Source organism: Flavobacterium faecale (assembly GCF_048320115.1).
In the GTDB taxonomy this organism is placed as follows: domain Bacteria; phylum Bacteroidota; class Bacteroidia; order Flavobacteriales; family Flavobacteriaceae; genus Flavobacterium; species Flavobacterium faecale_A.
This window is the reverse complement of the sequence record NZ_CP182943.1, coordinates 660894-676003: the sequence shown is the minus strand read 5'-3', so window position 1 is coordinate 676003 and position 15110 is coordinate 660894. Positions and strand designations below refer to the sequence as shown.

The window sequence follows — 15110 nt, the reverse complement described above, 5'->3', positions numbered from 1 at the left end:
AAATTTATGGCAATATTTAATTTTCAGAAGCCCGATAAAGTTATCATGATCGATTCAACCGATTTTGAAGGTAAATTTGAATTTAGACCTTTAGAACCTGGTTACGGATTGACTGTTGGTAATGCACTTAGAAGAGTTTTGCTTTCAGCATTGGAAGGATATGCAATTACATCTGTTCGCATAGAGGGTGTAGATCATGAGTTTTCTACTATCTCAGGAGTTGTTGAAGATGTTACCGAAATCATTCTTAATCTTAAACAAGTACGTTTTAAACGTCAGATTGAAGATATAGATAATGAATCAGTTAGTATTTCTGTTACTGGTAAAGATCAATTAACAGCTGGTGATTTTCAAAAATTTATTTCAGGTTTCCAAGTTTTGAATCCAGAATTGGTTATCTGTAATTTAGATAGTAAAATCAAATTAAACCTAGATTTAACAATCGAAAAAGGTAGAGGATACGTTCCTGCTGAGGAGAACAAAAAACAAAACGCTGCAATAGGTACTATTTTTACGGATTCTATTTTTACTCCTGTAAAAAATGTAAAATACGCTATTGAAAACTTCCGTGTGGAGCAAAAAACAGATTATGAAAAATTAGTTTTCGAAATTAAAACTGATGGTTCTATCAATCCTAAAGATGCTCTTACTGAAGCTGCAAAAGTTTTAATTCACCATTTCATGTTATTCTCTGACGAAAGAATTACACTCGAGGCTGATGAAATCGCACAAACAGAATCTTATGATGAAGAGTCATTGCATATGAGACAACTGCTTAAAACTAAGCTTGTTGATATGGATTTATCTGTTAGAGCATTAAATTGCTTGAAAGCGGCTGAAGTTGATACACTTGGTGATTTAGTATCGTTCAATAAAAATGACCTAATGAAATTCCGTAATTTTGGTAAAAAATCTTTAACAGAACTTGATGAACTTGTTGCTGTGAAGAATTTAACTTTCGGAATGGATTTGGCTAAATACAAACTAGATAAAGAATAAATTGCTCATATTTTGCTCTCCATAGAGGATAGTAGCAAGATGAGGGTTTAAAAAAACACGTCATGAGACACGGAAAAAAATTCAATCACTTAAGCAGACAGACTGCGCATAGAAAATCTATGTTGGCTAATATGGCTTGTTCTCTTATCGAGCACAAACGTATTAATACTACTGTTGCTAAAGCAAAAGCGCTTAAACAATTTGTTGAGCCTTTAATAACAAAATCTAAAAACGATACTACTCACAATCGTCGTATTGTTTTTGCTTACTTACGTAGTAAATATGCGGTAACTGATTTATTCAGAGACGTAGCTGCTAAAGTTGGTGACCGTCCAGGTGGATACACTCGTATCATTAAAGTTGGAAATCGTTTAGGAGATAATGCTGATATGGCAATGATCGAATTAGTAGATTTCAATGAGCTTTACAACGGAGGTAAAAAAGAAGTTAAAAAAGCAAAAAGCCGTCGTGGTGGAAAATCTAAAAAAGCAGATGAAGCTACTGAAGCTCCAGTTGCTGAAAATGATTCTGAAACTACAACAGAAGCTACTGAGTAATTATGAAAATAATCATTCAATAATAATTAAGGATAAGCTATTTATAGTTTATCCTTTTTTTTTGGCTAATGATGTTAGTTTTATAAAGTATACTAACGACAATTAGAATGGTTATTTTTTACAATCCCTTTTAAAAATTTGTTTCCATTGTATTTATGGATTAAATTTGCACAATATTTATCTACAAATTACTGTAGCTGTGCGAATTTCACTAAGCTATTAAAATATAAATCAAAGAATGAAATATACAACAAGACAGAGCGCCATACTTTTATTAAGTGATGGTACAATTTTTCACGGAAAATCTATTGGTATTAGCGGAACAACCTTTGGTGAAGTTTGTTTTAATACAGGTATGACAGGTTACCAAGAAATTTTTACTGACCCTTCTTATTTTGGGCAAATCATGGTAGCTACGAATCCTCATATTGGTAATTACGGGGTGAATGATAATGAAGTTGAATCTGCGGGGATTAAGATTGCTGGTTTGGTTTGTAAAAATTTCAGTTTTAATTATTCTCGTGAAGATGCTTCTGGAAGTTTAGAAGATTATTTTGTGAAACAAAATTTAATCTGTATTTCAGATGTAGATACCAGAGCATTGGTGAGTTATATCAGAGAAAACGGAGCTATGAATGCTGTTATTTGTACTGATGGTACTCCTGTTGAAGAGTTAAAAATTGCTTTGGCAAAGGTTCCAGATATGAAAGGTTTGGAATTGGCTTCTAAAGTATCAACGAAAGAGCCGTACTTTTTTGGTGATGAAAATGCAACTTATAAAGTGTCTGCTTTGGATTTAGGGATTAAAACCAATATCCTTCGTAATCTTGCTAAAAGAGATTGTTACATCAAAGTGTTTCCTTATGATGCCACTTATGCTGATTTAGCCGCCTTTAATCCTGATGGTTATTTCTTGTCAAACGGACCTGGAGATCCAGAACCATTAGCTAGTGCGATAGGAGTAGCTAAAGAAATTTTGGAAAACAACAAGCCTTTATTTGGTATTTGTTTAGGTCATCAAGTAATTGGTTTGGCTAACGGAGTTTCAACTTATAAAATGTTCAACGGACATAGAGGGATTAATCATCCTGTAAAAAATGTGATTACAGGTAAAGGAGAGATAACTTCTCAAAACCATGGTTTTGCCGTGAATAAAGAAGAGTTAGAAGCGAATCCAGATTTAGAAATTACACATTTACATTTGAATGATGGAACTGTGGCAGGTATGCGTTTGAAAAATAAAAACTGTTTCTCAGTACAATACCATCCAGAAGCTAGTCCGGGGCCTCACGATTCATCTTATTTATTTGATCAATTTGTTGCCAATCTAAAAGGATAATATGGAACCAATTAAAGCTACAGTGTTTAGTTTTGATTTTGTTCCGTAGTTGCAAATTAGAATGTTAGGGTATTTGGTGGTTTATTTTTATAAAATACTAAGGTTGTTTTGTTTAAAAAAATAGAATACATCGTTTTCGTTGATAACATTCAAAAATTTTTGCATAATCATTAAAAGAGATAGAATATATTTGTATTTAAAATTAAAAAAATAAAGAAGTATGAGCATAATTATTAAAATTCACGCAAGACAAATTTTCGATTCTAGAGGGAATCCTACTATTGAAGTAGATGTAATCACTGATAGTGGTGTTTTAGGAAGAGCAGCAGTTCCTTCTGGAGCTTCTACTGGAGAGCACGAAGCAGTAGAATTACGTGATGGTGGAAAAGCCTATTTAGGAAAAGGTGTTTTGAATGCAGTGAAAAATGTAAATACACTTATTGCTGAAGAATTAGTAGGAACATCTGTTTTTGAACAAAATGTAATCGATCAAATGATGATTGATTTAGATGGTACTCCAAATAAATCTAAATTAGGAGCAAATGCTATTTTAGGTGTTTCTCTTGCGGTTGCAAAAGCAGCAGCTAATGAGTTAGGTTTGCCATTATATAGATATGTTGGTGGTGTTTCTGCAAACACTTTACCAGTTCCAATGATGAATATTATCAATGGTGGTTCGCATTCTGATGCACCGATTGCTTTTCAAGAGTTCATGATTTTCCCTGTTAAGGCAACATCGTTTACGCATGCAATGCAAATGGGTTCTGAAATTTTTCATTCTTTGAAAAAAGTATTGCACGATAGAGATTTGAGTACTGCTGTAGGTGACGAAGGTGGTTTTGCTCCAAATTTAGCTGGTGGTACTGAAGATGCTTTAGATACAATCAAATTGGCTGTTGAAAATGCAGGATATACTTTTGGTGACGAAATCATGATTGCTTTAGATTGTGCTTCTGCTGAGTTTTATGTAAACGGTAAATACGATTACTCTAAATTTGAAGGGCCAACTGGAAAAGTAAGAACTTCTGCTGAACAAGCTGAGTATTTAGCGGAATTAACTACTAAATACCCTATTATCTCTATCGAAGACGGTATGGATGAGAATGACTGGGACGGTTGGAAATTATTAACTGAAAAAATTGGAGATAAAGTTCAATTAGTAGGTGATGATTTGTTTGTTACTAATGTCACACGTTTGTCAACTGGTATCGAAAAAGGTATTGCGAACTCAATCCTTGTAAAAGTGAACCAAATTGGTACTTTGACTGAAACGATTGCAGCTGTAAATATGGCTAAAAATGCTGGGTATACTTCTGTAATGTCTCACCGTTCAGGAGAGACTGAGGATAATACTATTGCTGATTTAGCAGTAGCTTTAAATTGTGGTCAAATTAAAACAGGTTCTGCTTCACGTTCTGATCGTATGGCTAAATACAATCAGTTAATTAGAATTGAAGAAGAGTTAGGAGATACTGCATATTTCCCTGGAAAGAATGCATTCAAACAGAAATAATTATTTTTGAAATTATTTTAAAGCCATTTACCAAAAGTAAATGGCTTTTTTTTTGAGTTTTAACAATTTCGTTAGATTATTCATTTTTTAATTAAATCGAAATTCCTTAGATTTGGGCTTTATTAAAAATAAGATTTATTTCCAAAGTATTATGTCAAAAACAGCTATATTAGAAATCGATGGCAAAAAGTATGAGTTTCCAATTTTTAAAGGAAGCGAAAACGAAGAAGCTATTGATATTAAGAAATTAAGAGATTTAACTGGATTGGTTACTCTTGATCCAGGGTATAAAAATTCAGGTTCTTGTACAAGTGAAATTACGTTCTTGGATGGGGAACTAGGTATTTTACGTTACAGAGGGTATGCAATCGAAGATTTGGCAGAAAATGCTAATTTCTTAGAGGTTTCTTATTTGTTGATTTTTGGTAAAAAACCAACGGCTGCAGAATTAGAGAAATTTGAGAATGATATTCGCAAATATACTCTAGTGAACGAGGAAATGAAGAGTATTTTGGATGGCTTTCCAAAATCAGCTCACCCAATGGGGATTTTAGCAGCCTTGACAAGTGCATTAACTTCTTTTAATCCTAAGTCGGTAGATGTAGAGAATGAAAAAGATTTGTATTGTGCGGTATGTAAAACTATGGGTAAATTCTTAGTGATAGCTACTTGGACTTTTAGGAAAAATATGGGGTATCCAATGAATTATTACGATAATACAAAAGGATATGTGGAAAATTTCATGCGATTGATGTTTGAAATTCCAACAGAGCCATATAAGGTAAGTCAAACAGTAATTGATGCATTAGATAAATTATTTATCCTTCATGCTGATCACGAGCAAAACTGTTCTACTTCAACAGTAAGAATGGTAGGTTCTTCTCATGCTGGTTTGTTTGCTTCTATTTCTGCAGGTGTATCTGCACTTTGGGGACCATTACATGGTGGTGCTAACCAAGCGGTACTTGAAATGTTAGAAGAGATTCATAATAACGGTGGTGATACTGAAAAATATTTGGCTAAAGCTAAAGATAAAGCAGATCCTTTCAGATTGATGGGCTTTGGACATAGAGTTTACAAAAACTTTGATCCACGTGCTAAAATCATAAAAAAAGCAGCTAATGAAGTATTAGCTACTTTAGGTGTTGAAGATCCTATCTTAGATATTGCTAGAAAGTTAGAAGCAGCAGCATTAGAAGATGAGTATTTCAAAGCGAGAAACTTATATCCTAATGTAGATTTCTATTCTGGAATTATCTACAGAGCTTTAGGAATTCCAACAGATATGTTTACTGTAATGTTTGCAATTGGTAGATTACCAGGTTGGATTGCGCAATGGAAAGAAATGCGTGAAAACAAAGAGCCTATTGGAAGACCAAGACAAATTTATACAGGATCTCCATTAAGAGAGTTTAAATAATATACAAAATTCTATTCCTATAAAGCTTCACTGAAAGGTGGAGCTTTTTTTTTACCTTTGTTTAAAGTATTTGAATTTCATGATACAGTTAAATATCCATAACGAAACTTCGCGCTTGAGAGCTGTGGTTTTAGGTACCGCGCAAAGCAATGGTCCTACCCCGACAGTAGAGGAAGCGTACGATCCAAAATCATTAGAACATATCTTGGCTGGAACCTATCCAGTAGAAGAAGATATGGTTTATGAAATGAATGCTTTCGAAGCAATTTTACGCAAGTATGATGTAAAAGTGTACCGTCCTGATTTGATCAAAAATTACAATCAAATTTTCACCAGAGATATTGGGTTTGTAATAGAGGATGTTTTTATAAAGTCCAATATATTACCGGAAAGAGAGAATGAGTTGGACGCCATTCAGTATATCATTGATCAGATTAATCGGTCGAAAGTAGTGCGGCCTCCAAAAGAAGTGCATATTGAGGGAGGAGATGTGATGTTGTGGGGTAATCATATTTTTGTAGGAACTTACAAAGGAAGTGATTACAAAAACTATATCACCGCTCGAACTAATATGGAAGGAGTTGCTTATATCCAATCCCTGTTTCCTAATAAGATTGTGAAGGAGTTTGACTTGATTAAATCTAAGTTGGAAGCTAGAGATAACGCATTACATTTAGATTGTTGTTTTCAGCCTGTGGGTAAAGACAAAGGAATTATTTATAAAAGAGGGTTTCGTGAAGAAGCTGATTATATGTATTTAGTGAATCTTTTTGGGAAGGATAATTTATTTCATTGTAAACGCAATGAGATGTATAATATGAATTCTAATATTTTTTCGATTGATACGAATGTAGTTGTTTCTGAGAAAAAGTTTAAAAGACTTAACAATTGGTTACGGGAAAATGGATTTGTAGTAGAGGAGGTTCCTTATGCTGAAATAGCCAAGCAAGAAGGCTTATTGCGTTGTTCTACTTTGCCTTTAATAAGAGATTAAAAAAAATATAATGAAACAAATTACCAATTCTGTATTGATGATTCGTCCTGTGGCGTTTCGAATGAATGAGCAAACTGCCGTCAATAATTATTATCAAAAAGTTATTGATGGATTGCTACCTGCTACTGTAAATGTTAAGGCCCAACAAGAATTTGATGCTTTGGTAGGGAAACTGACAGAGGTGGGAGTAAATGTTGTTGTGGTTAATGATACAGAAAATCCGAGTACACCTGACAGTATTTTTCCAAACAATTGGATTTCTTTTCATCAGAATGGAGACGTTGCTTTTTATCCTATGTTTGCTGAGAATCGACGTTTGGAGCGAAGAGAAGATATTTTGGATTTATTAGAAGAGGAAGGATTTGTGATTGATAATATTGTCGACTATTCTTCCGCTGAAGAAGACGAATTATTCTTGGAAGGAACAGGGAGTATAGTTTTAGATCGAGCCAATGAAAAGGCATATTGTGCGCTTTCGCCAAGAGCTGATGAAGAATTGTTTATTGAGTTTTGCGAAGATTTTGATTATGCGCCTGTAATTTTTGAAGCCTTTCAAACAGTTGAAGGAGAACGTAAGTCCATTTATCATACTAATGTGATGATGTGTGTAGGGGATACTTTTGCAGTGGTATGTGCAGATGCGATTGATGATAAGCAAGAACGAAAAATGGTTTTAGAAAACCTTAAAAAAGACGGTAAAGAAATTATTTTGATCTCAGAAAAACAATTGAGCAGTTTTGCCGGTAATATGCTGGAAGTTTTAGGAGCTGATGATAAAAAATATTTGGTGATGAGTACTGCTGCTTTTGAATCCTTGACGGTCAAACAAAAAGAGCAATTGGAAAAGCATGCGGCTATTTTGCATTCTAATTTAGATACTATTGAAGCATGTGGAGGAGGAAGTGCACGATGCATGTTGGCAGAAATTTTTTTAGAAAAGAAATAGTTGCTGAGAAGTTGTTAATCAAAGATTAGAAGTTTGAATTATTCAAGCCTGAAAAGCGTTACTTTTGTAAAACACAAAAAATATAATGAAAAATAAAAAAACATTAATTCTGGGAGCTTCTACCAAAGCTGAAAGAGCGTCTTATAAAGCAATTAATAATCTAGTGAGCAGAGGGTATTCTGTTTTGGCGATTGGTCAAAATGCAGGAGAAGTGGCAGGGGTAAAAATTCAAACCAAGGCAATTCCGTTAAAAAATATTGATACAATAAGTTTGTACTTGAAAGCTTCACGTCAAAGAGATTATTATAATTATATCGTAGAGGCAAGCCCAAAGCGTGTAATTTTTAATCCAGGTAGTGAAAACCCAGAGCTTTCGCAACTCTTAGAGCTAAATAATATTAAAGCAGAATCCGCTTGTACGCTGGTATTATTGGCGACAGATCAATACTAATTAATAATTTCGAAAGAGCTTCATTTATTTGGTGCTTTTTAAATAAATTATCATTATTCCCATGGAGTTTTCTTCAAAATTAATTGAAAAAGCAGTTAATGAGATTGCACAATTGCCAGGAATAGGCAAACGTTCAGCTTTGCGGTTAGTACTTCATTTGTTGAAACAGCCCAAAGAGCAAACGGATTTTTTGTCGCAAGCATTGGTAAACATGCGTACCGATATAAAGTATTGTCAAAGTTGTCATAATATTTCGGATAGTGAAGTTTGTGAAATATGCGCCAATCCCAATAGAAATAAACAGTTGATTTGTGTTGTTGAAGATATTCGGGATGTCATGGCTATCGAAGGAACAGGGCAATTTAAAGGAGTGTATCACGTTCTGGGTGGTAAAATATCACCAATTGAAGGAGTTGGGCCGAGTCAATTGAAGATTCCTTCATTGGTTGAGAAAGTAAAATCAGGCAATGTGACTGAAATTATATTTGCGTTGAGCTCTACAATGGAGGGAGATACAACAAACTTTTATATTTACAAGCAAATTGCAGATTCAGGAGTTGAAATGTCTACTATTGCTAGGGGGATAGCCGTGGGTGATGAATTAGAATATGCTGATGAAGTGACCCTGGGTCGTAGCATATTGCATAGAATTCCTTTTGAAAAATCTTTTAAGAGCAATTAATTGGGGATTAAGAAAATCAAACTTTTAATATAGTAAATGAAAAAGCTATATTTGTTGTCTAAAATGAAAAAATGAACAAATACGTTTTCTTCTTATTCTTATGCATAGCGCAGTTATTTACCTCATGTATTTCAACTCGTGATTTGGTTTATTTGCAACAAAAAGGAGGAGTGGATACAGGTTCAAATATATCAGCAGTTCCATCTAAGCCTTATAGAGTTCAAATTAATGATGTGTTGAGCTTGAGTATAAAGGCAATTGATCCTAAATTGGTTTCAATCTTCAGTACAGTTGAAGGAGAGGCCGGGAAATCAGCTTCAGCTTTATATTTTGATGGATTTACAGTGGACGATCATGGGAATATTAGAATTCCAGTATTGGGAGAGATGAATGTCCTTGGTTATACTGTCGACGAAATACGATTGAAAATAGAGAAGCAATTACTAGCCGAGTATTTTACAAAAGAAGCAAACCTTTTTGTAACTGTGAAATTGGCAGGTTTTAAATATACAATTACAGGGGAAATAGGAAGTACAGGTAGTAAAACCTTGTTTCAAGACCGTGTAACTATTATGGAGGCGATTGCTAATTCAGGTGATATTACACTTACAGGTAATAGGAAAGCCGTTACTGTTATGAGGCAATCACCAACAGGTGTTGAGATGCATGACCTGGATCTTACAGATATTAATGTGATGAAATCACCATATTATTATTTGCAGCCAAACGACTTTATTTTTATAAAGCCACTAAAACAGAAAACTTGGGGAACTGGAAAAACAGGACTGGAGTCAATAAGTACCTTTGTATCCCTGTTTTCATTAGCTACTACCATGTTTTTTCTGCTAACCAATTAAAAGCGTGATAGAAGAATGTTAGATATTAAAGATTTTTCAATTTTTGAAAACCAAGCAAGTTTCGACTTTAAAGGTTTTCTAATTAAAATAGGAAGCTATTGGAAGTGGTTTTTAATCAGTTTGATTATTACTTTCACTGTGGCTTACCAAGTCAACATTCGAAAAGAAAAAATTTACGGTATGGAAACGCTTATTTCTGTTAAAGAAAAAAGTAATCCACTTTTTACTTCCAATACCAGTTTGGTTTTTAACTGGGGTGGAATCTCAGATCAAGTAAGTACCATTTCAACCATATTTCAATCGAGATCACATAATGAGTTAGTAGTTGAAAAATTACAATTTTATATTGATTATTTAGTTCAAGGAAAGTACAAGCTAGTAGATGCCTATGGCGCCGTACCTTTTTACGTCAATATTGATAAGACAAAAGGACAGCTTGTAAACACTCTGATTGGAATTAAATTTGTGACTGAGAACGAATACGAAATTCGCATTCCTTTTGCTACAAATAATGTTAACCTAGTTTCTTATGTGGATAATTCATATTCCAATACTGCTGTAGTTCCTACGGAGTTTGTCAAAAGATATAAAGTAGGGTCGGCTGTAACATTGCCTTTCTTAAATTGGAAATTACAAATAAAAGACAACCCGGGTTTTTATATAGGCAACGAATATTTTGTGAAATTCAACGATTTTGACGCTACAGTTTCTAGGTACAAAGGTGTTAATGTTCGGGTTGATGATCGAGCAGGATCCATCATTACTCTTGGTATGCAAGGGACAAATAAGGCACGAATGGTGGAGTATTTGAATTCCACTGTAAATGTCTTAATCAAAAGGCAATTAGATGACAAAAATCAATTTGCAACCAATACAATCAGCTTTATCGATAGTACCCTTGTTGCCATGGAATCTCAATTGAGAGAAACCGGAGACGAATTAAAGTCTTTTAGAAAAAGTAAAAATATTTATGATATTGAAGCGGGGGGCGAGAAATTTTCGGATAAAATATTTGATTTTGATGTCCAAAAAGACGAAATCGCTCGTAAATTAGCCTATTACAATTCCCTAAAAAACTATCTAAAAAACAGTGTTGACTATTCTAAACTTCCAGCACCTTCTGTAGCTGGAATTGATGACCCTAATATTACGACCAATATATCAAAATTAATAGCACTTTCTACCCAACGTTCAGAGATGGCTTACGCGGTAAAAAGTGAAAAGATTTTCAAAGATTTTGATATGCAAATGGATGCAATTAAAAATGTGATTTTAGAGAATATCACAACTGCAAAAGCATCTTTACAGTACGACTTGTCGCTTATAAATAATAAAATAAGTCAAGCAGAGAATACCATCAAAAAACTTCCTGAAGATCAGCAAGAGTTGATCAAAATTAAGAGAAAGTATGATTTAAGTGATAATATTTACAATACTTTTTTGCAAAAAAGAAGTGAGGCAGATATTGTCAAAGCGGCGAACTTATCGGATATTCATTTTATCGATCCTGCTAAAGATATAGGTGGTGGGCTTTTAGGGCCGAAAACCTCAGTCAATTATGTGTTGGCACTGTTTCTGGGTATTTTGTTTCCGTTGATTTTTGTTTTCACTATTTTCTTTATTAATAATTCGATTCAAAATACGGATGACATCAATAGTCTGACTCAAATTCCTCTGATAGGTGTTGTTGGACTCAATAAGGCAGGTACTGATTTAGCCGTTTTTGATAAGCCGAAATCGGCATTGTCAGAATCATTTAGAGCGATTCGCTCTTCATTGCAATTTTTGTACAAACAACAAAACGTTGATGGAGCTAAGACTTTAATGATTACCTCTTCAATTAGTGGTGAAGGAAAGACTTTTTGTTCCGTTAATATCGCAACAGTTTTTGCCTTGAGCGAAAAGAAAACCGTTATTTTAGGGTTAGATTTACGCAAGCCTAAATTATCTGAAGAGTTTCGTTTAGTAAATGAAGTAGGAGTTGTGAATTATTTAATCCATCAATTGGGTGTTGATGAAATTGTAACTCCAACGCACATTCCGTATTTAGATGTTATTTTGTCAGGACCTATTCCGCCGAATCCTTCGGAGCTTATTTTGAGCGATCGAATGGGAGATTTGATGAATGAACTAAAAGAAAAATATGATTATATTATCCTAGACACACCACCTGTAGGTTTGGTTTCGGATGCTTTAGAGTTATCCGAATTTGTGGATGTAACTTTGTATATTGTGCGGCAAAATTTTACTAAAAAAGAAATGATTACCTTATTGAATAATAGGGTAAAAAGGAAAGAATTATCGAATACCAGTATCATTTTTAATGGTTTCGAAAACAAAGCGAAGTATGGTTCTGCGTATGGGTATGGTTATGGATACGGTTATGGCTATGGATACGGTTCTTATGCCAATGGATATCATGAGGGGGATAAACCGAAAAGTTGGATAAATCGCATCACAAATCAATTTCGGAAGTCCAAAAAAAGTTAGAAAATGAGTAAGCAAGAAACGAATAATACAACGATATTGATTACAGGAGGGGCTGGTTTTATTGGCTCTAATTTATGCGAGTACTTTTTAGGAAAAGGGTATCAAGTAGTTTGTTTGGATAATTTTGCCACTGGTCATCGGTGTAATTTGAAAGCATTTGAGAATAATGCCAATTTCAGGTTGATTGAAGGGGATATTAGAAACCACAAGGATTGTGAAGCAGCTGTTTTAGATGTCGATTATGTGTTGCATCAAGCGGCGCTAGGCTCAGTGCCTCGTTCTATAAAGGACCCTGTTACGACTAATGACGTAAATGTGACGGGTTTTATCAATATGCTGGTAGCCGCACGAGATGCTAAGGTGAAACGATTTATATATGCAGCCAGCTCTTCTACCTATGGAGATTCTCAGGGTTTGCCAAAAGTGGAAGAAGTTATAGGGAAACCGCTTTCTCCCTATGCCATTACTAAGTACGTAAACGAACTTTATGCTGAAATTTTCAGTAAAAGTTATGGTATGGAAACCATTGGATTGCGCTATTTTAATGTTTTTGGTCGGAAGCAAGATCCTAATGGCGCTTATGCTGCGGTTATTCCAAAATTTGTGATGCAATTGATGCAAATGCAAAGTCCGGTGATAAATGGAGATGGTAATTACTCTCGCGATTTTACCTATATCGATAATGTGATTCAAATGAATGAGTTGGCTATGTTAACAGAGAATCCATTGGCGATAAATACGGTTTTTAATACCGCTTATGGGGATCGGAATACGTTAAACGACTTGGTGAATTATTTAAAAGGATCTTTGTCTAAGTATCGTCCTGAAATAGCCAATGTTGCAATTGAGTACGGTCCTAACCGAGCGGGTGATATTCCGCATTCGTTGGCTAGTATTGATAAGGCGAAAGAGTTGTTAGGGTATCATCCTCAATATTCCTTACAAGAAGGACTGGAAGAAGCGGTGGCTTGGTACTGGGAAAATTTGCGTTAGCGAGTTCTAGGTAGTAGCATTTTATATAAAAAAAAGATAATAAATACAGAAGATAGAAAATGAAGGTTACTAAAATTTGTTGTATTGGTGCAGGATATGTTGGAGGGCCCACGATGGCGATAATTGCTCAAAAATGTCCACACATACAAGTAACAGTTGTTGATTTGAATGAAAGCAGAATTGCGGCTTGGAATGATGAGGATGTTAATAATATTCCGATATATGAACCAGGTCTTGCTGAAATTGTCGGAGAGGCTAGGGGGAGAAATTTATTTTTTTCTACTGATGTAGATCAGGCCATAGATGAGGCACAGTTAATTTTTATTTCAGTGAATACGCCTACTAAGACCTTTGGAAAAGGAAAAGGAATGGCTGCTGATTTAAAGTATATTGAGTTGTGTGCTAGGCAAATTGCTAGGGTAGCCAAAGACAATAAAATTGTAGTAGAAAAATCAACTTTGCCTGTGCGAACTGCTGAGGCTATAAAGAGTATTTTGGATCATACAGGAAATGGAGTCCAATTTCAGATTTTGTCTAATCCTGAATTTTTGGCTGAAGGTACAGCTGTAACCGATTTATTAGCTCCTGACCGAATCCTGATTGGAGGCGATAGTTCAGCAGAAGGACAAGACGCTATTCAAGCTTTGGTAGATGTGTATGCAAATTGGGTAGCGGAAGATAAAATTTTAACGACAAATGTTTGGTCTTCAGAATTGTCAAAATTAACTGCCAATGCCTTTTTAGCACAGCGAATTTCGTCAATCAACGCCATGTCTGAATTGTGTGAAAAAACAGGTGCTGACGTGAATGAAGTAGCCAGGGCCATTGGAATGGATAGCCGAATTGGACCTAAATTTTTGAAATCATCAGTAGGTTTTGGAGGTTCTTGCTTTCAAAAAGACATTTTGAATTTAGTTTATATTGCCAAGTCGTATGGTTTGAAAGAAGTAGCCGATTATTGGGAGCAAGTGATTATCATGAATGATCATCAAAAAAGGCGGTTTTCTAGTAAAATTGTTCAAACATTATATAATACAGTTGCCGATAAAAAAATTGCCTTTTTAGGTTGGGCATTCAAGAAAGATACTAATGATACGAGAGAATCTGCGGCTATTTATGTGGCTGATGATTTGATAAACGAACAGGCTAATATTGCTGTTTTTGACCCTAAAGTCGAGGCTGCAAAAATACAATCTGATTTGGATTATTTAGAAACTAGAAGTTCTGATGATAATAAAAAGAAGTTAACTGTCGTTGTTAATCCGTATGACGCTTGTGCTGATGCACATGCTATTGCAGTATTGACTGAGTGGGATGAGTTTATTACTTACGATTGGAATAAGATATATGCTTCGATGCAAAAACCGGCTTTTGTTTTTGATGGTCGCAATGTGTTGAATCGTATTGAGATGGAGAAAATAGGATTTGTTTATCAATCTGTTGGTTCTTAAATAGTAAAAAGTGAGGTAATTTAAAACTGTTGGTTGCAATTATTGAAAACGGTTCTCGATACCTGCCTGTCGGGAGATAGGCTTTTTTTGGTTTGGTGTCCTCCCAAAGTTCGGGTATAGTGACTGCATTAAAAAAGACTATCATAGCCGTTTTTATTAAAATTGAAGAGAGACTTACTGATTTTTTTTGCTTGATCAAAAAAGAAACAAAAAAATACTCAGGTTAATATTTAAATTTTTGATTCCGTGAATCTTTGATTTCAAGCCTTGTGCTTCCTCGTCGGTCAAATTAGTTTTGGAATTAGCTTCGCTCTATTCGCCTTCGGCTCGAGTCTAAAAGAGGCAGCAGTCGTTGTGTTTAAACAGCTTTTCTTTTACGTATTTTTCAAACATTTGACACTCGACTGCGAAAGCTAAG

13 protein-coding genes are annotated in these 15110 nt (G+C 34.7%); all 13 read left to right on the top strand.

What is annotated here, in order from left to right:
• Positions 1 to 6 precede the first annotated feature (6 nt).
• The 13 genes from ACNH59_RS02750 (at position 7) to ACNH59_RS02690 (ending at position 14692) form a co-directional block, all read left to right on the top strand.
• Positions 7 to 999 carry a DNA-directed RNA polymerase subunit alpha gene (locus ACNH59_RS02750; protein ID WP_035659211.1) on the top strand — a complete coding sequence of 331 codons (993 nt, stop codon included), beginning with the start codon at positions 7 to 9 and terminating at the stop codon, positions 997 to 999.
• A gap of 62 nt (positions 1000 to 1061) precedes the next feature.
• On the top strand, positions 1062 to 1556 hold the full coding sequence (gene rplQ / locus ACNH59_RS02745; RefSeq protein WP_418263925.1) for a 50S ribosomal protein L17: 495 nt from the start codon (positions 1062 to 1064) through the stop codon (positions 1554 to 1556).
• 238 nt (positions 1557 to 1794) lie between these two features.
• Positions 1795 to 2895, top strand: coding sequence for a glutamine-hydrolyzing carbamoyl-phosphate synthase small subunit (carA, locus tag ACNH59_RS02740; protein ID WP_418263924.1), 1101 nt, complete (start codon positions 1795 to 1797; stop codon positions 2893 to 2895).
• A gap of 220 nt (positions 2896 to 3115) precedes the next feature.
• On the top strand, positions 3116 to 4408 hold the full coding sequence (gene eno / locus ACNH59_RS02735) for a phosphopyruvate hydratase (RefSeq protein ID WP_418263923.1): 1293 nt from the start codon (positions 3116 to 3118) through the stop codon (positions 4406 to 4408).
• A gap of 151 nt (positions 4409 to 4559) precedes the next feature.
• A complete protein-coding gene (locus tag ACNH59_RS02730; RefSeq protein WP_418263922.1) occupies positions 4560 to 5828 on the top strand; it encodes a citrate synthase in 1269 nt (422 codons plus the stop codon).
• A gap of 79 nt (positions 5829 to 5907) precedes the next feature.
• Positions 5908 to 6822: a dimethylarginine dimethylaminohydrolase family protein gene (locus ACNH59_RS02725; RefSeq protein ID WP_418263921.1), complete on the top strand. Its 915-nt coding sequence runs from the start codon at positions 5908 to 5910 to the stop codon at positions 6820 to 6822.
• A gap of 10 nt (positions 6823 to 6832) precedes the next feature.
• Positions 6833 to 7768 (top strand): citrulline utilization hydrolase CtlX, encoded by a 936-nt coding sequence (gene ctlX, locus ACNH59_RS02720; RefSeq protein WP_418263920.1) that lies wholly within the window; start codon positions 6833 to 6835, stop codon positions 7766 to 7768.
• 85 nt (positions 7769 to 7853) lie between these two features.
• Positions 7854 to 8219, top strand: coding sequence for a CoA-binding protein (locus ACNH59_RS02715; protein WP_418263919.1), 366 nt, complete (start codon positions 7854 to 7856; stop codon positions 8217 to 8219).
• 61 nt (positions 8220 to 8280) lie between these two features.
• Positions 8281 to 8901 (top strand): recombination mediator RecR, encoded by a 621-nt coding sequence (gene recR, locus ACNH59_RS02710; protein WP_418263918.1) that lies wholly within the window; start codon positions 8281 to 8283, stop codon positions 8899 to 8901.
• A gap of 71 nt (positions 8902 to 8972) precedes the next feature.
• Positions 8973 to 9758, top strand: a complete 786-nt coding sequence (locus tag ACNH59_RS02705; protein WP_418263917.1) for a polysaccharide biosynthesis/export family protein — start codon at positions 8973 to 8975, stop codon at positions 9756 to 9758.
• Positions 9759 to 9773: 15 nt separating this feature from the next.
• Complete coding sequence (locus ACNH59_RS02700) at positions 9774 to 12248, top strand: polysaccharide biosynthesis tyrosine autokinase (RefSeq protein ID WP_418263916.1); 2475 nt, start codon at positions 9774 to 9776, stop codon at positions 12246 to 12248.
• A 3-nt stretch (positions 12249 to 12251) separates the two neighbouring features.
• Positions 12252 to 13241 (top strand): SDR family oxidoreductase, encoded by a 990-nt coding sequence (locus ACNH59_RS02695; RefSeq protein ID WP_418263915.1) that lies wholly within the window; start codon positions 12252 to 12254, stop codon positions 13239 to 13241.
• Positions 13242 to 13300: 59 nt separating this feature from the next.
• Complete coding sequence (locus tag ACNH59_RS02690) at positions 13301 to 14692, top strand: UDP-glucose 6-dehydrogenase (RefSeq protein WP_418263914.1); 1392 nt, start codon at positions 13301 to 13303, stop codon at positions 14690 to 14692.
• Positions 14693 to 15110 lie beyond the last annotated feature (418 nt).